The sequence below is a fragment of the Halalkalicoccus sp. NIPERK01 genome (genome assembly GCF_030287405.1).
Lineage (GTDB): Archaea > Halobacteriota > Halobacteria > Halobacteriales > Halalkalicoccaceae > Halalkalicoccus.
The window spans coordinates 566,108-588,513 of the sequence record NZ_JASVVV010000001.1; the positions used below are offsets into that span (position 1 = coordinate 566,108).

A 22,406-nucleotide genomic window follows, 5' to 3' on the forward strand; every position below is an offset into this window, starting at 1 on the left:
AGGGCGATAAATCGCTTTCCATGTGCACGATCGTGCTTCCCTTGACGGACGAACGCACGCAAAGCCAACACCCCCGAATCTGTTTCACTTTCGGCCTGCACCCCGAGGATTTTTTACATGCCTCTCGGAACGACAGGTTACACCATGCGACTTGCAAACAGGGGTGATCGAGGCCGGTGCGCGTGATGGCCCACCTCTCGGCGCGGGCCGATACGGCCTACGACAACGCGTATCACCACAAGCTTCGCGGGCGGCTGTGGGGGGCGCTTTCCGGCACCGAGTACGACGAGCGCCACGACGCGAACGAGCCGCCGGGGTTTGCCTACTCGAATCCGTTCCCGCCGCGGGACATGCGAGCGGGCGACGAGCGCAAACTCCTCGTGGCCGCGCCCGAGGAACCGCTGCTCACGCACGTCGTTCGCGACCTGCAGACAGAGCGCGAACTGAACATCGGGGAGATGCCGTTCCGCGTCGAGGACATGAGCGCCTTTTCGCCCGACGTGGGCGAGCCCGGTACCAGGGGGACGCTCGAAACCGGCACCGGACTCTTGGTTCGGATCCCGCCGTGGCGATGCGACGAGTACGGGATCGACCATCCCGGCGGCGACACGGCGGTGTTCTGGCGGCCCGAGCACACCACCGAGCCGCTTTTGAACCAGCTTGAGGCGAATCTCGACAAGAAACACGGGCTGTTTTGTCCAGAATATCTTCCGGGGCCGAGCGACGTGGAGGGTGAGTTGTTCGATTCGTACGAACTGATAAAGACGTTCGCGGTGCCCGTGCAGGTGACCGAGCGCGAGACGAGGACCTACGTGCTGAGCAAGTGGCGCTTCGGCTATACGGTTCGGGACGACGACCACCGGCGGCACCTGAACCTCGCGCTCGACTGTGGGCTGGGCGAGCGCAACTCGCTCGGGTTCGGGTTCGTGAACGTCGTCGAAAAACAGGGGCCGTTCGGCGAGCCCGCTCCGGAGGTACACGGCAGATGAGCCTCCTTCCGACCCCTTACGAGTTCGAGAAACAGTACGAGGACGACGAGGAACTCGCCACGGAGCTACCCGATCGACCGATAACGTCACTTCGGGACCTCCAGTACCTGTACGGGCGGCTGTACACGCTGGCGACTGCGGGCGGCGGGGAGTACGCCTCGTATCTCACGCCGGAGAAATCGACGGACCTGTTCGACGAACCCGAAAGCCTTGCAGTCCTGCGGGTCGATCTGTCCGGCGACGAGCCACGCCTCGATCCGGAACAGCCGGTCCAGTTCCGGACGTACACCCGCGATCTCGTGGAGCCGGTGGCCCATTCGTGGTTCAACGCGGCTCGTGGATTCGACCACAGCATCACCCACCGAACGGGAAAGGGAAAGGATCCCGAAAAGATCGCAGAGTACCTCACCGAGCGGCTCACCGCCTGGGCGGCCGACGACGTGATCCAAGAAACGGTCACCGACCACGAGGACGGCTGGATCGTCGAGGCACTCGCAGAACTCGGCGAGCAGGAGGACATCGACGATCGGATTCAGGGGGCAGTCGAGGAGCGCCTCGAGGGATCGACGACGGCGCTGACGACCGTCGCGGTGAAACTCGAGCCCGACGGAGAGTACCGGCTGCCGGGTGCCTGTGGGAGCGACGTTTTCAACGTCGCAATGCGTGCGAGAAAGCGTTCGAAACTCGTCTCGAAGGGGGAAGCGACGAACTCCGCAGGCCAGGCGACTGATCTGGTAACCGGCTCCCGAGGCCGAACGGTGGGAACCGCTGAGGACCCGCTCAACTACTTCCTCGGCAAGCAGCTGGAGAAGTTCCCCGGCTTCGACCCGAACGAAGCGTGGCGAACCCACCCAATATCCGAGGACGTCGCAGTGACGCTGATGAACGCCTCGACGTTCGTCGACGCCTGTAGCTACTACACGCTGGAGTCGAACGTCTACTATCTCCCGTACTTCTTCGGCCGAATCACGCCCGAGGAAGCGCGGGAACTCTACCGGATGCTCCACGACGTCGTCGTAGAGGACGACCTTACCCCGGTCGAGAAGGTCTACAAGGCCTACAATCGCGACGAGATCCACGAGGAGCTGGCGACCCGTATGCGCTTCTACGTGGCCGCGGTATTGAAACACCAGATGAAGCGCTTCGACGTGTTCGGCGACACGCTCGACTGCACGCTGTTCCATCCGGTGGGACTCGCGAGCGCCCACGACGCGGTGACGAACTCGTGGGTGTTCGACGCCGACGCCACGCTTCCTCACTCGGACGTCCGGCCAGCGATGCCGACCCACGAGAACTGGGAGATGCTCGTCGCGGACGAGGAGTACCTGTTGGGATCGATCACGAACGGCTGGTACTTCCGAACGACGTTCGCCGAACCCGACGACGACCAGACGGCATCGGCGGACGACTTCCGAATCCAGGCGCTCGTCGCCGCGCTTTCGGGGGACCCGATTCCCGCTTCGACGGTGCTCGAGGAGTACGTCGAGCGGTTGCTCGACGACGAGGGCGAGGGCTTCCCGACGTTCCGGGTCGCGACGCAGTACGCACAGCTCTGCGCGCTCGCGGAAGCAGGTCTGCTCGACGGCGAGGACGAATCGTTGACGAAAGCAACGACGTACACGGATCAATCAATGACACACACGACCGACACACGGGCCCGCGCGGATGGCGGCTCCGACCGCGAGAAACGCGAGGCGAAGCTCGAACTGTTCCTCGAAGAGACGCCGGCCCTGTCGTCCGAGAACCCGGAGCGTCGTGGAGGATTTCTCCTCGGCGTGCTGGTCGGACAGGTAACCGGTTATCAGCAGGTAAGCGAGGGACGCTCGACGACCCTCGTCGATCAGTATCCGATCAAGGCGATCACCGACACGAAGGTGAAACGGCTCACCAGCGACGTCATCGACAAGGACGTGATCTACTCTCGGGACAAGGGCCTCCCCTCAACGATGTACGGCGAAGTCGTCGACCGGATCGTCGAAACGCTCCCCAAGGTAGACGCTGACGGCGGCTGGTCGATCGACACGAGTGAGCTGCGCTACTACTACGCGCTCGGGGTCGCCTATGGAATGAACAACTGGACGACGAGCGACGAACCGACCGAAGATAACGAGGCAACCGAATCCGCGGAGGCAACCGATGACTGAATACGCATACGCCGACGACAGTTACGACCCGGTAGAGAATCGCTCCGAAATCGTGTTCTGCTACGACGCCGTCGATGCGAACCCCAACGGCAACCCGCTCAGCGGGTCGAACCGTCCGCGGATCGATCCGCGGACCCAGCAAGCAGTCGTCACGGACGTCCGCCTCAAACGGTATCTACGGGATCAGCTCGACGACGACGGCCACGGCGTCTACGTCCGCAACGTCAAAAACGAGGCCGGCAACCAGTCCGAACGCTGGGAACTACTCCGCGACCGACTCCGCGGACTGGACCCCGACGAATGGGACCTCGGCGATCTCGACGAGGACGACGAAGCGGCGCTCCGCGAGGAGATCTTCGGTGAGTTCCTCGACGACGCCGCGGACGTCCGATACTTCGGGGCGACGATGAGCATGGACCTACAGGAGAAGTACGAGGGGTTCGAGGACTACCTCCCCGATCACTTCACCGGGCCCGTCCAGTTCTCCCCGGCGAAGACGATCCACCCGGTGACGGAAAACGAGGAGTACAACAGCCTCACCAGCGTCATCGCAACTGGTTCCGACAAGAAGCAGGGCGGGTTCGACCTCGACGACCACCGGATCCAGTACGGGTTCATCGCGTTTCACGGGCTCGTCGACGAACACGGCGCGGCCGACACGAAACTCTCGAGGGAGGACGTCAAGCGCCTCGATACTCTCTGCTGGCGGGCCATCAAGAACCAGACGATCAGTCGGAGCAAGGTCGGACAGGAACCCCGACTCTATCTCCGCGTTGAGTACGCCGACGAGGGCTATCACCTCGGCGGTCTCACCCGCGACCTCGCGGTCGACGAGGATCGTTCCGACCCCATCGAGAACGTTCGAAACGTTCGGGACCTCACGGTCGACCTGACGGATCTACTCGCACGCCTTGAGCGCCACGCGGATCGAATCGACCGCGTTCGCGTCGCCGCGAGCAACGTGCTCGCGGCCAGCGTCGACGACGAGGTGTTGACGGCAGGCGTGGACACGGGCCAGCACGGGATCTACGACGCGCTCCGGGAGCGCCTCGGCGATGGGACGGTCGACGTCGTCGATGTGTACGATGAGGCCGGCCGAACGAAGCCCGCAGCGGCCGACGACTGATGTCCCGGCAGTCATTGGCCAGTCGGGACAGCAATCTTGGACTTCCGGAGACCTGTCTCTCCTTCGAGATTCGTGGTCCCTGGGCGCACTTTCGGCGTGTCGAGGGAAACATCGTCAAGCAGACCTACCGGATCCCACCGCGGACGACCGTCGCGGGAATCGTTGCGGCCATGCTCGGACTCGAGCGGGACGGCTACTACGACGCGTTCGGTCCCGGATCCTCGCGCGTAGCGATCGAACCGGTCGGAGAACTCCGGACGATGAACGTCCCACAGAACACGCTCTCGACGGCCAACGAACACCTGAAGACGGTCCCGAGTCGGGGCCACACGCGGATCTCGATGCCGGACCCGACCGAACTCCGCCAGCAACACAACTACGAACTGATTGTCGATCCGGCGTATCGGATCGATCTGCAACTGGCCGACGACGATCTGTTCGAACGCTTTCGGGATCGGCTCGAATCCGGGACGAGCTACTACCCGCCCAGTCTCGGGCTCTCCGAACATCTCGCGGAGGTCGAGTTCCTGGGCTCGTTCGACGTTCAAGAGCACGATCCGGAGACGGTACGTGTCGATTCGGCGGTCGTAAACGCCACCGACAGTATCGAAGTCGAGCCTGAGAAACGGGTGCGTGTCGAACGCGCTCCTGGGTATATGGCCGCCGACGAGGGAGGGCGGACGACGACGGACTTCCTCTCCGTGGGATATTCGCCGGCCGGCGAGTCGCTCCTGGTAGCCGACGCGGCGACAGCCCATGTCGACGGAAGGCGGGTGATGTTCAGTTGACCGACTTCAGCATCCGTCCCTCACACCGCGGACCGAACGACGAACCGATCCCACTGAACCGACACCTCGACGATGTCGCCGAGCGCGCCGCTGACTTGCTCGTCCCCGCCGAGGCACGAACGCCGGAGGGTGAGTCGTTACGCGATCTTACCCGGCGAATTGCGTTAGTACACGACATCGGAAAGCTGACCGACTGGTTCCGTCAGCATCTCTCGGAGGAGAAAGAGCCCGCAGGACCGACTCACCACGCGCCGGTCGGAGCCCTTGTGGCCCACTACGTGCTCTCCGTATCGGGGTTCGACGGGACCGATCCGCTCGTCGGCTTTCTCGCGGTCGCGAGACACCACGGTCGACTCCCCGACACGGGATCATACGTCCAGCGGACGAGCGCGGATTCGACCAAGAGCCGCCTCCACAAACTGTTCAGAGAGGAAACGTTCGAACAGATCGATCACATCGACGATACCGTCCCGGAACTGGCGGATGCCCTGATAGACGACGCTACGGATGGGGATGGATCGTGGACGGAGTTTCACCAGCGAGCGACCGAGGCGTGCGAACGGGGACGACACGAGGACATCGCGAGCCACGTCCTCGGCGGCGTGACCCTCACCTCACTCGAGACCGAGCGGTTGTCCGACCGTTTCTACGATGGCGTGCTACAGGCCTGGAGTGCGCTGGTGTTCGCCGACAAGACGAGTGCAGCGTCGCTGACGACCGGAATCGACGTGGACGAGGCCGCGTATGAGGCGACTGTTCCCGAACGAGGGGCTATCGACAAGCACGTCCGGGAACTCATGACGGAGGCCGCGAGCCAGGAGCTCGACGCCGACACGCGTCAGCTCAACGCGGATCGAGAGCGAGCACGCCGACGGGTACGGGCACGTGCGATGCAGTTCGCCCGTAGGGACGACTCGATCGCAACGCTCACCCTCCCTACAGGTCTCGGGAAAACGCTCTCCGGACTCGACGCTGCGTTGACCGTCCTCGATGAAACACCGGGGGATGGCCGCGTCGTCTACGCGCTCCCCTTCACCTCTATCATCGACCAAGTCGCGTCCGTGAGCTCCGACGTGTTTCCGGTGGACGCCCACGACGACCTCCTCGCCGTCGACCACCATCTCGAGGAGACCCAAATCCCGTTGCCCGAGTACCCGGAAACCGTCGCCGACGACGAGAAAGAACATCTCGCGACGATGCTCGGCGAGAGCTGGCGGAGCGGCCTCGTGGTGACTACGTTCGTCCAGCTGTTCGAGAGTCTCGCCGGCCCGGCCAACGGCCAGTCGATGAAGCTCCCGTCGCTGTACGGTAGCGTGATCGTTCTCGACGAACCGCAGGCGCTCCCACTGGACTGGTGGCCGCTGGTCGAACGCCTCGCCGAGCTGTTGGCCGAAGCCTACGACGCGACGATCATCTCGATGACGGCCACACAGCCGAAGCTGTTCACCGAAGGGGGGAGACCGTACGAGCTTATCGGCGATCCCGATCCGTACTTCGAGCCGCTCGATCGACTGACGTTCGATCTCCACCCCTCCACGGAGACCGCCCTCGACGGCGATCCGGTTCCGGTCGCGTACACGGACGCAGCAGACCGCATCGCGGAACGTCTCGATACCGGCAACTCCACGCTCGCGATCTGCAACACCATCGACAGCGCCCGTGAACTCGCCGCCGCGCTCGACGATCGAAGCGGTCCGGTCAACGTCAACGAGGTCTACCATCGACGGCTGCAATCCCACGAGGGATGGACCGACGACCTCGATGCCGATGAAACCGTCACGGCAGCACTGGATGCGACAACGGGGGACGAACCCCTGCTGGTCCACCTCACGACACGCCACCGTCCGGTCGATAGAGCACACCTAATCGAAGTGGCGAGCACGCTAACCGAACGAAACGTGCCGATCGCGTTCGTCTCGACACAGTTGGTGGAGGCGGGCGTCGACGTGAGTTTCGACGAGGTGTTCCGGGACTTCGCGCCCCTCGACAGCCTCGTCCAGGCCGCCGGGCGGTGTAACAGATCGTTCGACCGGGATCGCGGGCGTGTCACCGTATGGACGTTGGCCTCACCGGGAGGCCGAGAGCATACACCCTCGTCTTCCGTTTACGACAGGGGTGGCGACAGCCTCACCAAGCTGACCGCGCTCGCGCTCGGGGACGTGTACGACGGCGATCCGATCCCCGAGCCGACGGTCACACGGGAGGCCGTGGAGACCTACTTCCAGTCGCTCGACGAGCGCGGTGTGGGATCGCGCGAATACGTGGATCTGGTCGACCGGGCCGACGCCGAGCAACTCGGAGCGCTCTCTCTGATCGACGAACGGCCTGCAGTCGAGATCATCACGGCGCGAACGCGAACGGAAGCGAACGCGGTTCGTGAGATCCGTGACGCCTATACGACGGACTGGGATCGATTTGACGACCTCCTCGATCGGACGAAACCGGTGCAGGTATCCGTCCCGTTCTACGGCCATAACGAGGAATCGAACCCACTGGGCCACTGCGAATGGCTTTACCCGGACGCCGAACGCCGGTGGATCGACGGTCGCTCCGGGCGAGATAACGGGTTTTTCGACGCGACCAAAGGCGTCGTAATTCCCGATACCTCCGCGGAGGCGAGATTACTATGACATCTTCAACCACGGTGGGTGGATCCGATGTTGATCCCGTCTCGCTCCTCCTCGCTTCGGCTCGCGAGGAATCTGTCCCGGAGGAGTTCCGCGTCACGGGCGTGATGATGCAGTACTACTTCGTCTGCGAGCGCGAACTGTGGTTCCTGAGCCGTGACGTCGAGATCGACCGCGATACCGTCTCGGTCGTCCGGGGAACGAACGTCGATGACACCGCTTATAGCGAGAAACGCCGAAGCATGTCGATCGACGGGATGATCGCGCTGGACCTGCTCGACGACGGCCGAGTCGTCGAGGTGAAACCCTCCTCGAAGCTCACGGAACCCGCTCGGATGCAGCTGTCGTACTACCTCTGGTATCTGAAACACGTCGCGGGCGTCGAGAAAGAAGGCGTGCTCGCCCATCCACGCGAACGAAAGCGCGAACCGGTCGAGCTGACCGAGGAACGCGAGAAGAAGGTCGAGGAAGCGATCCGTGGGATCTACGAGGTCGTTACCAGCGAGACGCCGCCGCCCGCGGAGGAGAAACCGTACTGCTCGTCGTGTGCGTATCACGACTTCTGCTGGAGCTGCTAACAACATGGACAGGAACTACCACGTCTTCTCGGCGGGACGGCTCGAACGCCAGGACGACACGCTCAGACTCGTGACCGAGGACGGCGAGAAGAAGTACATCCCGGTCGAGAACGCCGAGGCAGTCTTCCTGCACGGCCAGATCGACTACAATACCCGGCTGCTCTCCTTTCTGAACAAACACGGCGTCGCGGTTCACGTCTTCGGCTGGAAGGACTACTACGCCGGCTCGCTGATGCCAAAGCGTGGCCAGACCTCGGGCCAGACTGTCGTCGAACAGGTCCGGGCCTACGACCACCCGGACCGTCGGCTCAAGCTCGCGAAGGCGATCGTCGAGGGCTCGATCCACAACATGCGGACGAACGTCACCTACTACGCCGGGCGAGGTCACGACTTCGACGAGGTCATCGAGGATATCGATGCCGCCGGCGAGCGCCTCGAATCCGTCACCGACGTGAACGAGGCGATGGGAACGGAAGCGACCGCCCGCAAGGCCTACTACTCGACGTTCGACGCGATCCTCCCCGAGGGGTTCCGGCTGGATCGCCGCGAGTACAACCCGCCGCCGAACGAGCTGAACAGCCTGATCTCCTTCGGAAACTCGCTGGTCTATGCGAACTGCGTCTCGGCGATCCGGGCGACCGCACTCGATCCGACGATCAGCTACCTCCACGAACCGGGCGAGCGCCGGTACTCGCTGTCGCTCGATCTCGCGGACCTGTTCAAGCCGGTACTCGCCGATCGGGTGCTCTTTCGCCTCGTTAACCGGAACCAAATCGGGCTGGAGGACTTCGAAACCGAACTCGGTTCGTGTCTGCTGACCGAGCGAGGACGGAAAACCTACGGGAAGGCCTTCGAGGAGACGCTCGAACGGACCGTCGAGCATCCTCGGCTCAACCGGAAGGTGAGTTACCAGTACCTCATGCGGATCGAGGCGTACAAACTGAAGAAACACCTGCTGACCGGTGAACCCTACGAACCGTTCAAACGGTGGTGGTGAGATGTACGTCGTCCTCGTCTACGACATGGAGGCCGAGCGGACCCAGAAGATGCTGAAGATCGGCCGACGATACCTCACCCACGTCCAGAACTCCGTGCTCGAGGGGGAGATCACCGAGGGGGATCTCCCGAAACTCCGTGGCGAGATCGAGGACCTCCTCAAGCCGGGCGAATCGGTGATCCTCTACGAACTGTCCTCGGATACGCTCCTCGACCGAACCGTCTACGGGGACGATCCAGCGGAAGACAGCCGATTTCTCTGAGGCTTCCGTCGACCCACAGGGGTTCGTCGACTACTGACGGTCGACGGAAACACTAAGTGGTCACCGACTGTCGTGGGGGCTGTAGCCCGCGAATCGGGCACCCTTTCAGACGAACCCTTGTGGGGTTGAAGTCCGGGCGCGCGGGGGTCGTCATTCCGGGCAACAGCGACTTTCAGACGAACCCTTGTGGGGTTGAAGTTCGGATATGCCTCGGATGTAGCCACATTTGATAAGACCTTTCAGACGAACCCTTGTGGGGTTGAAGTATCCGGGAGAAAATCTCCACGTTCGTCTCGTGGGCACGCCCCTTTCAGACGAACCCTTGTGGGGTTGAAGTCGTTTCGCTGTGAAAGGGTCGTCCCGTCCTTGCTGATGCTTTCAGACGAACCCTTGTGGGGTTGAAGTCCGTTCTGGATGGCCACATGGTCGAGTAGGTTCTCCTTTCAGACGAACCCTTGTGGGGTTGAAGTGATGATGAGGAGTTCGACGCGCTGACCGCCGAGGAGACTTTCAGACGAACCCTTGTGGGGTTGAAGTTTCTCCACCCGGTCGAGCAGCGCGACAGCGTAGGACTTTCAGACGAACCCTTGTGGGGTTGAAGTGCCAAGCTCTCGACGGACTTCTTCACTATCGGACACTTTCAGACGAACCCTTGTGGGGTTGAAGTTTCGTCAGACTAATCGGTTAGGCCAATCAAATAGGCTTTCAGACGAACCCTTGTGGGGTTGAAGTGTATTCGTTCTCGCGTGCGTTCGACCGCTCCTCTGCTTTCAGACGAACCCTTGTGGGGTTGAAGTCGCGGTGGGAAGTGACACTCCTCTAAACTGAACCCCTTTCAGACGAACCCTTGTGGGGTTGAAGTCCGCAGCCCGGACGATCGAACTCGAGGACAAGCGCTTTCAGACGAACCCTTGTGGGGTTGAAGTCATTGAGCAACATCCGATGGCGTGCGTTTTCGTCGACTTTCAGACGAACCCTTGTGGGGTTGAAGTACCCAGAACAGTTTGGTCCGCTCTTCACCGAAGTACGCTTTCAGACGAACCCTTGTGGGGTTGAAGTGGACGATGCGATAGTCCAACTCTTTGACCGATGACGCTTTCAGACGAACCCTTGTGGGGTTGAAGTCCCACCCGCGCGTGGTCGAGTCGTTGTCTCTCACCCCTTTCAGACGAACCCTTGTGGGGTTGAAGTGACTGATCGACATCCACTCCGGGAGGAACTCGGGGCTTTCAGACGAACCCTTGTGGGGTTGAAGTGTGAAGAACTCGGCGCGTTTGTCGGCGTCCGTGATCCTTTCAGACGAACCCTTGTGGGGTTGAAGTTCGGCGAACATGAACGACCCTGCCGTAGGGTCACCCCTTTCAGACGAACCCTTGTGGGGTTGAAGTCGCCGGCCACCCCCGCTGACGAGCTGCCCGTAACCGCCTTTCAGACGAACCCTTGTGGGGTTGAAGTTCTGTTCGGACCTCCTCGTCGAGTTCGAGGGCAAGGCTTTCAGACGAACCCTTGTGGGGTTGAAGTATCGTCGAGACGGATTTGGCCTGCGCGACGAGGTCTTTCAGACGAACCCTTGTGGGGTTGAAGTGACGACCCGTTGAGGTTGATCGCCTGCCGGGCACAATCTTTCAGACGAACCCTTGTGGGGTTGAAGTTCATCGTAGTCGTCGGCAACACGGGCGAGATGGCCCTTTCAGACGAACCCTTGTGGGGTTGAAGTTTGCACGCCGGACTCGAAGCGTTGGAACACCAAGAGCTTTCAGACGAACCCTTGTGGGGTTGAAGTGAGATGTGAGCGTGGTGGTGGGTCCTGCCCGGCTTTCAGACGAACCCTTGTGGGGTTGAAGTTCGGGGTGGTCGCCGATGGGGGTATCGTCTCACTCCCTTTCAGACGAACCCTTGTGGGGTTGAAGTGAACAGGGCGATGGCCAGACGGCAGCTCGTGGCGACCTTTCAGACGAACCCTTGTGGGGTTGAAGTTGTCATCCAAGTCGTCCAGCGGATCAGTCATCCCGATCACTTTCAGACGAACCCTTGTGGGGTTGAAGTGACAGCGAGTGCATGTCGACCGGATGTTGGCTGAACTTTCAGACGAACCCTTGTGGGGTTGAAGTAGTACGGCGGGATGCGTGGGCTTCTTGCGCGCACGACTTTCAGACGAACCCTTGTGGGGTTGAAGTGGGGTGTGAGGGGGCTCGATGGCTCACTCCTTCGGTGCTTTCAGACGAACCCTTGTGGGGTTGAAGTGACTGGGAGGACGAAAGCGGGACAATCTGTGCAGAACCTTTCAGACGAACCCTTGTGGGGTTGAAGTACGCCCGCGAACCCGGCCACGATATCAACAAACTCCTTTCAGACGAACCCTTGTGGGGTTGAAGTCGAGAAAAAGGCCTCGTCCAGACCGACTTTCAGTCAACAGCTTTCAGACGAACCCTTGTGGGGTTGAAGTCTATACACCAATACGGACTCGATCTGTATGCCCACACTTTCAGACGAACCCTTGTGGGGTTGAAGTGACGACAAAGACCCCGTGGCGTTCGCGGCCGATGAGACTTTCAGACGAACCCTTGTGGGGTTGAAGTGGCCTGAATACGAGCGGGAGTGATATCTCCGACGTGCTTTCAGACGAACCCTTGTGGGGTTGAAGTTCCGGGAACTCCTCTTCGTTGAGTTGCCAGCGGCTTTCAGACGAACCCTTGTGGGGTTGAAGTAACGGCCCGCATACCCTTCGCTCGGAGTACATCATACTTTCAGACGAACCCTTGTGGGGTTGAAGTTTGGAGCGTCTCTTTGTCTGCCATAGTGTTGGTGGTCTTTCAGACGAACCCTTGTGGGGTTGAAGTGTCCGACTCGTCCACGGACTCCCATCCACCCGTCCCTTTCAGACGAACCCTTGTGGGGTTGAAGTTGTGTCGTCCGGTGCGGTGATGGTGATTGTTGCACTTTCAGACGAACCCTTGTGGGGTTGAAGTGACTTACCTACAGACTCACAATGCCAATTGCATCCGCTTTCAGACGAACCCTTGTGGGGTTGAAGTGGTGGTGTCGGCCAGAACGCCCGCCTCCGGGGGACTTTCAGACGAACCCTTGTGGGGTTGAAGTCAGTAGTAGGCGGTATATCGCCATCTTACAATTAGTCTTTCAGACGAACCCTTGTGGGGTTGAAGTGACCTGCCGTACAACCAAGTCTACGAGGACATGTACCTTTCAGACGAACCCTTGTGGGGTTGAAGTGACGACCCGCGGATGTGGATGCCAAGACCGTCTACGCTTTCAGACGAACCCTTGTGGGGTTGAAGTAAAGAGTACGTCGCAACAGTGGCAGGTTAGTCTTCGAGCTTTCAGACGAACCCTTGTGGGGTTGAAGTGAGATCAGCCTCGGCGGGCAGACTCACAGCCGGGCTTTCAGACGAACCCTTGTGGGGTTGAAGTGACCATTGTTATCGTAGCCCCGTAATGTTACCTAAACTTTCAGACGAACCCTTGTGGGGTTGAAGTTGACGCGCGAAGGACCGGGTGCTTGTATTGGACTGCCCTTTCAGACGAACCCTTGTGGGGTTGAAGTCTACGGAACGTGCGACCATTTTTCGTAACCCTCCCTACTTTCAGACGAACCCTTGTGGGGTTGAAGTTTCGTCTTGTCTACCGAGGGAACTGATGGCATACTTTCAGACGAACCCTTGTGGGGTTGAAGTGGCGGTCTTCCTCGAACACCACGTCTCGCTCGCCGCTTTCAGACGAACCCTTGTGGGGTTGAAGTTCGCCGCCCGACACGGAGAGACACTGCCCGAGGCGCTTTCAGACGAACCCTTGTGGGGTTGAAGCGTATCCACTCAGCCACCGATCTAGCGGCCGACTCTAGGTTTCAGACGAACCCTTGTGGGGTTGAAGCTGCCAGAACTACCTGGAAAAACGTCCCTGCGGCCGGGGTTTCGGACGAACTTCTCTGAGAGTGAAACCTCGAAACAGCGCGGGGATTACGCGGGTTCAGACCGGCGGCTCGGTCGTCAGTTCCTCGTCGAGTCGGCGGTTGTGCAGCGCCTCGCCGCTCGTCCGATCGAAGACGTGGATCGCCTCCTCGGGCAGTCGGACGGTCACGGTTTCGCCCGCCGAGATCCGCCGCATCCCGCCGACGGTGGCGATGAACTGCGTGTCGCCGACCCGCAGGTGGACGTTGTTCTCGTTGCCCATCGGCTCGACGACGACGACCTCGGCGGCGTAGTCGTGCTCGCCCGTCGCGCCGTCGACCAGTTCGACGTCCTCCGGGCGGATCCCGAGGACCACCTCGTCGGCGTCGAGTTTCCCCGCGATCTCCGCCGACAGCGGGTACTCGAAGTCCTCGCCGACGAGCCGCCCCCCCTCGGCGCGCACGTCGAAGAAGTTCATCGACGGCTCGCCGATGAAGCCCGCGACGAACTGGTTTTGCGGGCGGTGATAGCACTCCAGGGGCGTGGCGACCTGCTGGAGCCGCCCGTCGTCGAGGATGGCGATCCGGTCGCCCATCGTCATCGCCTCGGTCTGGTCGTGCGTGACGTAGACGGTCGTCACGCCGAGTTCGTCCTGGATGCGCTGGAGTTCGGTCCGCATCGACGACCGGAGTTTGGCGTCGAGGTTCGAGAGGGGTTCGTCCATCAGGAACACCTCCGGGTCGCGGACGATCGCCCGCCCGAGCGCGACGCGCTGTTGTTGCCCGCCCGAGAGCTCGCGTGGATAGCGTTCGAGCAGGTCGTCGATCCCCATCATCGTCGTGGACTCCTCGACCCGACCGTCCATCTCCTCGTCGCCGAGGTCGGTCGACTCCTCGAGCCCGAAGCGCATGTTCTCCCGGACGGTCATGTGGGGGTACAGCGCGTACGACTGGAACACCATCGCGATGTCGCGCTGCTGGGGTTTCTGGTCGTTGATCACCCGCCCGCCGAGTCGGATCTCGCCCTCCGAGACCGTCTCGAGGCCAGCGATCATCCGCAGGGTCGTCGACTTCCCACAGCCCGATGGGCCGACGAGGACGAGGAACTCCCCGTCTGCGATGTCGATCGAGGCGTCGTCGACCGCGACGATCCGCTCGCCGTCGTCGTCGAAGTACTTCGTCACGTGATCGAGGATCAGTTCTGCCATTGGGTTCTCCGTGGTAGGTGGTTCGGTTGGTGAATTCTCATACTTGTACGCCCTCCGCGAACTTATCGGCGAACAGGAGATACACGAGCAGTGTCGGAAGCGCCGTGAGCAGCGCCCCGGCCATCCGGAGCGGGTAATCGACGCCCTCGAGCGCCTCCCCCAGCCCCGAGAGGATCAGCGTCGCCGAGGCGGCCGGATCGCTGACGCTCCCGATGATCGTCAACGAGAACAGGAACTCGTTCCAGATCTGCGTGAACTGGAAGATGAACACGACCGCGAACATCGGCACCGACAGCGGGAGCACGATCCGTTTGTAGACCCGCCAGACGGACGCCCCGTCGAGTTTGGCCGCCTCGATCATCTCCCAGGACATCGTCTTGTACTGCGAGCGAAACAGCAGCGTACAGATCGGGATCCCGTAGGCCGTATGCGTGATGACGAGTTCGAGGATCGTCGCCTGGTGGGACGTGAGGAGCAATCCGAGGCGGTACTCGAGCATCGCGTACTGCGACCAGAACTGCGTGAGCGGGACGATGACCGCCTGATACGGGATGAAGATGCCCGCGATGAACAGTGCGAACACCGCGATCTGTCCGCGCCAGTTGACGAGCGTCAGCCCGTACGCGGCCATGCTCCCGAGGATCGCACACAGAAGGGTCGAGGGGATGGTGAACAGGAGGCTGTTCACCATCCCTCGCCCGAGGGCGTCGAACGCGAACGCCCACTTCTCGAGGGTGACGCCGTCGGGTCCCGGCGGGGCGAACGGCTGTGTGTTGATGAGCGCTTGCGACGTCTTGATCGACGTCACCAGCCCCGACTCGATCGGGATCAGGTAGAATATCACCAAGCCGATCAGCGTCGCGTACAGCCCGACCCGACGAGCGGTGGCCCCCTCGAACGCCGTCTCGTCATCTGTTTCCTGCCCCATCGATACCGATCCTTCGCTCATAGGTTGCCTCGCTTGTACTGGGTGTATAGATACGGCGCGATCACCGCTAGCGACAGCACGAACAGCGCGATCGCGATCGCGGAGCCGTAGGCCCACTCCGATCTCCCGAACGCCTCGCGAACCATCTTCGTCGCGAGGATGTCCGCCCCGCGTCGCGGCCGGTAGCCGTCGAACGTCGCGTACAGGAAGTCGAAGGCCTTCAGGGCGAACAGCACGAGCACGACGGAGGCGCTGACTATCGCGGGCCGTAACTGTGGGATGATCACACGCCGGTACATCCGAACCGCGTTCGCCCCGTCGACTCGCGCCGCCTCGTACTGATCGGTCGGGATCGATCGCAGCGCGGCGAGGTAGATGACCATCGTGTAGCCGCTGAACTGCCAGACGAGGGCGAAGATCACCGCCCCGAGCACGAGTCGTGGACTCCCGAGCCAGTTGTACGGCCCGAGGCCGAAGACACCGACGACCTGATTGACGATGCCGTCGTTCACGTTGTACATCCACCGCCAGAACTGGGCGGTGACGATGAACGACAGGGCGAACGGCAGCAGGTAAATCGTTCTGAGGGTCCGTCCGAACCGGATCTCGCGGTCGAGCAACAGGGCCAACAGAAGCCCGACGCCCAGGCAGGCGAGGGTGAAGGCCACGAGCAGGACGAACGTGTTCCGCGTCGCCGCCCAGATCCCCGGGTCCTGCAGCATCGTCCAGTAGTTGTCCAGGCTGAGGCTGCTGTAGTCGGGTTCCCCGAACCCCGAGAAGTCCGTCAGCGAGAGGAGGAAGTTCCACCCGATCGCCGCGTAGACGAAAAAGCCCATGAGCAGGAACGGCGGCCCCCAGAACGGTGCGGACCGTACGAAGTCGCTGTCGAGCCAGCGCTCGGTCGTCGACTGCCGTTCGGCGGTTCCGCCGTCCGTCCGCGCCCGCCCCTCGCCCCGAACACGACGCAGAAACCCTAGAATGCGTTTCATACGGTGGTCGTGGTTAGACGGTGTTCATGAACCCGTTGGTCGCGCCGTCGACGTCGTAGGGATCGGCGAAGGTGTCGTTGAGGACGCCTTCGAGGTCGGACTGTGTGCTCTGATCCACCGCGAGGCCGTGTGCCAGCGTCGGGGGCTTCTGGTCGGCGTTCTGGAAGTCCTCGATCGTGTCGGTGAGATACGCGTTGAAGTCGTCGGTCGGCACCTCCTGTCGGGTCGGGATCGAGCCCTTGTACTGGTTGAACTGCACCTGGGCCGTCTCGCCGCCCGCGAACCGGAGGAACGCGGCGGACTCCTCGGGGCTCGGGTTGTCGCCGGGGTAGATGAACGAGTCGATGTGGAGCCCGTACATACCGTCGGTCCCGGGGAAGCGGATGGCTCCCCACTCCGTGCCGTACTCGAGGCCCTCGTTGATGTACGCGCCGGCGACCCAGTTGCCCTGGTGGATGAACGCCGCGTTGCCGCTCATGATGTCCTGATTCACCTCGGTGAAGTCGACGGACGCGGCGTCGGCGTTGATGTAGTTACCGAGGATCTCCCCGAGGGTCTCGAACGTCGAGCGAACGGCCCCTTCGTCCCCGTCGCCTTCGATGAAGCTCATGTAGGCGTCGTAGCCCTGTTCGCTGAGCATCGTGACGGCCCACGTCTGGAGGATACACCACGTTTCGAGCGACATGGCGAACGGCGTCGCGTCCGTCTCGGTGGCGACTGCGTCCAACGCGTCGATCAGCGCGTCGACGCTGGTCAGCGACTCGGGATCGACGCCGGCCTGTTCGAGGACCTCGACGTTGTAAAAGAGGTCGTTCATGCGGTGAGAGCCGATCGGAACCGCAGAGAACCCCGCCTCGGACTGGCAGAGTTCGACGGCCTCCTGGGCGTGAGCCTCCTTCAGACCGCCCTCGTCCCAGACCTCGCTCTCGATGTCGCCGAGCGCGCCCTCGTACTGTTCGAGGTTGGCACCCGGCCAGCCGGCGAACGAACTCGGCGGGTCGTTGCTCTGGAGCCGATTGGCGACCGTCTGGTCGAGGTTCTGGTTGCCGCCCCCGCCGATCGGGTTCTCGTCGAGGTCGATGTCGGGGTGTTCCTCCTCGAACGCGCCGAAGAGGGCGTCGGCGGCCTCCGCCCCGTCGCCGCCCGTCCACCCGTGGAGGACTTCGAGCGTGTTGCCGTCGCCGCCGCCACCGCCCGAACCGCCCTCTCCGCCGGTCAGACACCCCGCCGTCGTCAGCATGCCTGCGGTGCCAGCGGCCCCCGCCCCCTTGAGGACTGTTCGACGCGAAACGGTTGTGGATCGGTTATTACTCATGGTTAGTCCTGAAGTACACCCCCACGTGAGCAGGCTGCCCCCTTAATCGTTTCGAGAATTTTTCATTACCGAATAACAACGTAGAACTATGTCTCCGGGGTCGACTTCCTCGCCGTGTTTCGCCAGCAGATTTCAGGTTCGGGATACGACCGCCGGGGCGAGTGACGCCACCCCCTCGTCGGCACTCACGGCGGACGTCGGGGCCCTCACGCCTCCCCGTCCGTGATTCGCCGACCACGTTGCCGATCCGTCGACCGGCGGCCGGCCGGTTTCAGTAGGTTTTACCCCGCGGGCTGCGAGGTCCCGGGTATGAGCGAGGACGTTCGGATCGAGGAGGACAGTCTGGGCGAGATGGAAGTCCCCGCGGACGCCTACTGGGGCGCACAGACCCAACGGGCCGTCGAGAACTTCCCCATCTCGGGGATCACCTTCCCTCGGGGGTTCATCCGCGCGCTCGGGATCGTCAAGAAGGCCGCCGCGCGGGCGAACCGCGACCTCGAACTGATCGAGGAGGAGACGGCGGAAGCGATCGTCGAGGCCGCAGACGAGGTGATCGCGGGCGAGCACGACGACCAGTTCCCGGTCGACGTCTTCCAGACCGGGTCGGGCACCTCCTCGAACATGAACGCGAACGAGGTGATCGCGAACCGCGCGACCGAGATTCAGGGCGGGGAGATCGGTTCGCGCGACGTCCACCCCAACGACCACGTCAACTACGGCCAGTCGAGCAACGACGTGATCCCGACGGCGATGCACGTCGCCAGCCTCGAAGCCGTCGAGAAGGACGTGTTGCCCGCGCTCGAAACCCTCGAAGGTGAACTCGAAGCGAAAGAGGAGGAGTTCGCGGACGTCGTGAAGACGGGCCGCACGCACCTGCAGGACGCGACGCCCGTGACGCTCGGCCAGGAGTTCTCGGGATATCGGACCCAGATCGAGAAGGGGCGTGTGCGCGTGAAGGCGACGCGAGCGCACCTCGCGGAACTCGCACTCGGCGGGACCGCCGTCGGCACGGGGCTGAACACCCACGAGGAGTTCCCCGAGCGCGCCGCGGAGTACATCGCGGAGGAGACCGGGATCGACTTCGTCGAAGCCGACAACCACTTCGAGGCGCAGGCCGCCCACGACGCGATGGTCGAGGCCCACGGCGCGCTGCGCGTGGTCGCCGGCTCGATGAACAAGATCGCGAACGACCTCCGACTGCTGGCGTCGGGCCCGCGAAACGGGCTCGGGGAGATCGAACAGCCCGAAAATCAACCGGGAAGCTCGATCATGCCCGGTAAGATCAACCCCGTCGTCGCGGAATCGGTCAACCAGGTCCACAAGCAGGTCGTCGGCAACGACGCGACCGTTTCCACGGGGGGTGCGCGCGGCGAACTCGACCTCAACCTCTACAAACCCGTCCTCGCCCACGCCTTCCTCGAATCGGCCGAACTGCTCGCGAACGCCGCCGAGGCGTTCGGCGAGCGCTTCGTCGCCAAACTCGAGGCCAACGCCGAGCACTGCGAGAACCAGGTCGAACAGTCGATGGCGCTCGCGACCGCGCTCAACCCCCACATCGGCTACGACAAGGCGAGCGACGCCGCCAAAACGGCTCTGAAGGAGGACAAAACCGTCAGAGAAGTCGTCCTCGAGAAGGGATACCTCGACGAGGAGGAGGTAGAGGAGGTGCTCGACCCCGAACTGATGACCCGTCGGGGAATCCTCGGACAGGAGTGACGTTCGAGAGCGCGGAGCGCGTTCGCGGTTCACACGTCTCAGCGAACCGATCGAAACCAGTACAGCTATGTCTGACGTGTGAGTACGATCTGATATGTACACGTGCCGTAACTGCAAGCGGACCTTCCGGACCGAACTCGCGCTCTCGCTCCACCGCGATACGTGTGCGGAGGGGCAGTTGTTCTGTCGGGTCTGCGGGGATCGGTTCGCCGAACGGCGCGCCACCCGGGACGGCTGGCACTACGCCTGTCCGAACGACGACTGCGAGGGCGAGGGTCTCACCGAGGACATCCTCCGGGTCGACGACGTACGGATCGCGACGCGAACGCGATAGGGAGTCGTTTCTCCGGCAGTTACTCACTCGAAGTGCGCCTCCTCCGAGAGGACGATCCCGCGCGCGATCGCGTAGACGAGGGCGTTTCCCACGCCCGTCACCATGAGCAGGATCGCGAGCCACCGCAGCGCGTCGGCGACGATCGAACTCCCGAGCGCGATAGCGGGGAGCGTCACGATCAGGGCGACGGCCCACCAGCACAGCAGGACCGCGCCGATGACGAACCCGTCCGCGAGGACGTCGTCGAACGAGAGGGTCGAGGCCATACGTGTTCGTACAGTGACTCGATACTAAACCGCTCCGCCCGATAGCCGCGAAACGAGCGCGTACTACTTGTCCCTCGGGCGGTTCAGGGGAGTATGCAACGACGACCGTTCCTCACGGCGGCCGCCGCGAGCGTCGCGCTCGTCGCCGGCTGTACCGACATCGGCGGTGACGACAACCTTCCCGGCGGGGATTCCGAGACAGGCGGGGACGAGGGGGAAGACGGCGAGCAAGAACGAGAGGGGGAGGGCGAACAGGAACAGGGAGAGGACGACGAGGGCGAGGAACAGGAGGACGACTGAACGGTTTTTTACCCCTCGGCTTCCCACGTCGGCACAATGACCGACAGCGACACCTACGACTACGAGGCGCTGGGGCTGGTCGCCGGCCTCGAGATCCACCAGCAACTCGACACGGCGACCAAGCTCTTCTGTGCGTGTCCGACCGAGCGGCGCGAGCCCGCCGAATCGACGCGGACGTTCACGCGTTTTCTCCACCCGACCAGAAGCGAGCTGGGGGAGATCGACGAGGCCGCCCTCGAAGAGAGCCGGGTCGATCGGGAGTTCGAGTACCTCGCCTACGACACGACGTGTCTGGTCGAGGCCGATGACGAGCCACCCCATCGGATGGACGACGAGGCACTCGAGGTCGCCCTGGAGATCGCCGGGTTGCTCGAGATGGAACCAGTCGATCAGGCCCACGTCATGCGGAAGATCGTCGTCGACGGCTCGAATACGTCGGGGTTCCAGCGCTCGTCGCTGATCGCCACTGACGGGGCGATCGAGACGAGCGAGGGGGCGGTCGGGATCGAGGACCTCCTGCTCGAGGAGGAGAGCGCCCAGCGGATCGACGAAACGGAATCGGGGGTGCGCTGGAGCCTCGACAGGCTCGGGATCCCCCTCGTCGAGATCGGTACCAGCCCCGACATCCGCTCGCCCGAGCAGGCGCTCGAGGCCGCCGAACGCATCGGGATGCTGCTGCGCTCGACCGGCACGGTGAAACGCGGGCTGGGCACCATCCGACAGGACGTCAACGTCTCGATCGCGGAGGGCGCCCGCGTCGAGATGAAGGGCGTCCAGAGCCTCGACGATATCGACGACCTCGTGCGCGGGGAGGTCGGCCGGCAGGTCGCGCTCCTCGAAATCGCCGAGGAACTCGACGAGCGCGGAGCGAGCGTCGGCGATCCCATGGACGCCAGCGAGGTCTTCGAGGGGACCGACAGCGGCGTCATCCGGAGTGCCCTCTCCGACGGCGGTTCGGTGATGGCCGTCCCCCTCTACGGGTTCGACGGGCTGGTCGGCCGGGAGATCCAGCCCGACCGGCGACTCGGCACCGAGCTCTCGGATCACGCGAAACGCCACGGCGCGGGGGGGATCTTCCACACCGACGAGCTACCGGCCTACGGCGTCACCGCCGAGGAGGTCGCGGCGCTCAGGGACGCGACGGACGCCGGCCCCGAGGACGCGGTCGCCATCGTCGCCGACGATACCTCGACTGCCGAAAGCGCGATCGAAGCGATCGCCGCCCGCGCGGGGACCGCCATCGAGGGCGTCCCCGAGGAGACCCGCGGCGCGAACGATGACGGGACCTCGCGGTACCTCCGTCCGCTTCCGGGCGCCGCACGGATGTACCCCGAGACGGACGTTCCTCCGGTGGAGCCGGATCCGAGCGAGGTCGAGACGCCGGAACTCCTCACCGAAAAGGTGGAACGCTACCAGTCCGAGCACGGCCTCGACGCCGGACTCGCCGAACAGGTCGCCTACGGCCGGCGAATGGCGCTGTTCGAACGCGTCGTGAGCGAGGGGGTCGACCCCACCCTGGCCGCGGGAACGCTCGAATCCACCCTTACGGAGCTTCGCCGGGACGACGTTCCGGTGGGGAACCTGAGCGAGAACCAACTCGCCGGGACGCTCGCGCTGGTCCGTGACGGCGACCTCCCGAAGGGAAGCGTCGCCGACCTGCTCGCGGCGCTCGCGGAGTCGCCGGAACTCTCGCCCGAGGAAGCGCTCGAACGGGAGGATCTGGGCGGAGCCTCCGAGGACGACGTCCGAGAGGCCGTCCGCGAGGTCGTCGAGCGCAATTCCGAGCAGATCGAGGAGGAGGGGATGGCCGCCTTCTCGGGTCTCATGGGCGAGGCGATGGGCGCCCTGGGAGGAAAAGCCGACGGCGAGGCCGTCAGCACCGCTCTACGGGAGGAGATCCAACAGCGGGCCTGACCCTCCGGGGCCGGCCCGTCC

General features: G+C 63.1%; 17 protein-coding genes and 1 CRISPR repeat array. Of the genes, 12 read left to right on the top strand and 5 right to left on the bottom strand.

Annotation, left to right across the window (positions count from 1 at the left end; translation table 11 throughout):
- Nucleotides 1-185 precede the first annotated feature (185 nt).
- From cas6 to cas2, 8 genes are read left to right on the top strand one after another with little or no spacing between them, the layout of a single operon-like run.
- Nucleotides 186-989, top strand: a complete 804-nt coding sequence (gene cas6 / locus QRT08_RS02935; RefSeq protein ID WP_303650179.1) for a CRISPR-associated endoribonuclease Cas6 — start codon at nt 186-188, stop codon at nt 987-989.
- Nucleotides 986-3,133, top strand: coding sequence for a type I-B CRISPR-associated protein Cas8b/Csh1 (gene cas8b, locus QRT08_RS02940; RefSeq protein WP_286044322.1), 2,148 nt, complete (start codon nt 986-988; stop codon nt 3,131-3,133). The genes cas6 and cas8b overlap by 4 nt, the downstream gene beginning before the upstream one ends.
- The gene (gene cas7b, locus QRT08_RS02945; protein ID WP_286044324.1) at nt 3,126-4,259 is read left to right on the top strand and encodes a type I-B CRISPR-associated protein Cas7/Csh2; all 1,134 of its coding nucleotides are present in this window, start codon (nt 3,126-3,128) and stop codon (nt 4,257-4,259) included. The genes cas8b and cas7b overlap by 8 nt, the downstream gene beginning before the upstream one ends.
- On the top strand, nt 4,259-5,047 hold the full coding sequence (gene cas5b / locus QRT08_RS02950; RefSeq protein ID WP_286044326.1) for a type I-B CRISPR-associated protein Cas5b: 789 nt from the start codon (nt 4,259-4,261) through the stop codon (nt 5,045-5,047). The genes cas7b and cas5b overlap by 1 nt, the downstream gene beginning before the upstream one ends.
- Nucleotides 5,044-7,677 carry a CRISPR-associated endonuclease Cas3'' gene (locus tag QRT08_RS02955; protein WP_286044327.1) on the top strand — a complete coding sequence of 878 codons (2,634 nt, stop codon included), beginning with the start codon at nt 5,044-5,046 and terminating at the stop codon, nt 7,675-7,677. The genes cas5b and QRT08_RS02955 overlap by 4 nt, the downstream gene beginning before the upstream one ends.
- Nucleotides 7,674-8,252 (top strand): CRISPR-associated protein Cas4, encoded by a 579-nt coding sequence (cas4, locus tag QRT08_RS02960; protein ID WP_286044329.1) that lies wholly within the window; start codon nt 7,674-7,676, stop codon nt 8,250-8,252. Before QRT08_RS02955 ends, cas4 begins: the two co-directional genes overlap by 4 nt.
- A 4-nt stretch (nt 8,253-8,256) precedes the next feature.
- Nucleotides 8,257-9,249: a type I-B CRISPR-associated endonuclease Cas1b gene (cas1b, locus tag QRT08_RS02965; RefSeq protein ID WP_286044331.1), complete on the top strand. Its 993-nt coding sequence runs from the start codon at nt 8,257-8,259 to the stop codon at nt 9,247-9,249.
- A gap of 1 nt (nt 9,250) precedes the next feature.
- The gene (cas2, locus tag QRT08_RS02970) at nt 9,251-9,511 is read left to right on the top strand and encodes a CRISPR-associated endonuclease Cas2 (RefSeq protein ID WP_286044333.1); all 261 of its coding nucleotides are present in this window, start codon (nt 9,251-9,253) and stop codon (nt 9,509-9,511) included.
- Between the two features lie 102 nt (nt 9,512-9,613).
- A CRISPR array of direct repeats spans nt 9,614-13,400; the repeat unit is 30 nt; unit sequence CTTTCAGACGAACCCTTGTGGGGTTGAAGT.
- Between the two features lie 95 nt (nt 13,401-13,495).
- Here the strand turns inward: cas2 and QRT08_RS02975 are convergent.
- The 4 genes from QRT08_RS02975 to QRT08_RS02990 are packed head-to-tail and all read right to left on the bottom strand — an operon-like array spanning nt 13,496 to nt 17,855.
- Nucleotides 13,496-14,623 (bottom strand): ABC transporter ATP-binding protein, encoded by a 1,128-nt coding sequence (locus QRT08_RS02975; RefSeq protein ID WP_286044335.1) that lies wholly within the window; start codon nt 14,621-14,623, stop codon nt 13,496-13,498.
- Nucleotides 14,624-14,660: 37 nt separating this feature from the next.
- Complete coding sequence (locus QRT08_RS02980; protein WP_286044337.1) at nt 14,661-15,572, bottom strand: carbohydrate ABC transporter permease; 912 nt, start codon at nt 15,570-15,572, stop codon at nt 14,661-14,663.
- Nucleotides 15,569-16,540 carry a carbohydrate ABC transporter permease gene (locus QRT08_RS02985; RefSeq protein ID WP_286044338.1) on the bottom strand — a complete coding sequence of 324 codons (972 nt, stop codon included), beginning with the start codon at nt 16,538-16,540 and terminating at the stop codon, nt 15,569-15,571. The genes QRT08_RS02980 and QRT08_RS02985 overlap by 4 nt, the downstream gene beginning before the upstream one ends.
- 13 nt (nt 16,541-16,553) lie before the next feature.
- Nucleotides 16,554-17,855, bottom strand: coding sequence for an ABC transporter substrate-binding protein (locus tag QRT08_RS02990; RefSeq protein WP_286044340.1), 1,302 nt, complete (start codon nt 17,853-17,855; stop codon nt 16,554-16,556).
- 309 nt (nt 17,856-18,164) lie between these two features.
- Between QRT08_RS02990 and QRT08_RS02995 the strand changes: the two genes are divergently transcribed.
- Nucleotides 18,165-19,571, top strand: a complete 1,407-nt coding sequence (locus tag QRT08_RS02995; protein WP_286044341.1) for a class II fumarate hydratase — start codon at nt 18,165-18,167, stop codon at nt 19,569-19,571.
- A gap of 94 nt (nt 19,572-19,665) precedes the next feature.
- Nucleotides 19,666-19,905 (top strand): HVO_2901 family zinc finger protein, encoded by a 240-nt coding sequence (locus QRT08_RS03000; RefSeq protein ID WP_286044342.1) that lies wholly within the window; start codon nt 19,666-19,668, stop codon nt 19,903-19,905.
- A 23-nt stretch (nt 19,906-19,928) separates the two neighbouring features.
- Here the strand turns inward: QRT08_RS03000 and QRT08_RS03005 are convergent, their stop codons facing one another.
- A complete protein-coding gene (locus tag QRT08_RS03005; RefSeq protein WP_286044343.1) occupies nt 19,929-20,171 on the bottom strand; it encodes a hypothetical protein in 243 nt (80 codons plus the stop codon).
- A gap of 93 nt (nt 20,172-20,264) precedes the next feature.
- Between QRT08_RS03005 and QRT08_RS03010 the strand changes: the two genes are divergently transcribed.
- Both QRT08_RS03010 and gatE read left to right on the top strand, forming a co-directional pair.
- Complete coding sequence (locus tag QRT08_RS03010; RefSeq protein ID WP_286044345.1) at nt 20,265-20,471, top strand: hypothetical protein; 207 nt, start codon at nt 20,265-20,267, stop codon at nt 20,469-20,471.
- 36 nt (nt 20,472-20,507) lie between these two features.
- Nucleotides 20,508-22,385, top strand: coding sequence for a Glu-tRNA(Gln) amidotransferase subunit GatE (gene gatE, locus QRT08_RS03015; protein WP_286044346.1), 1,878 nt, complete (start codon nt 20,508-20,510; stop codon nt 22,383-22,385).
- Nucleotides 22,386-22,406 lie beyond the last annotated feature (21 nt).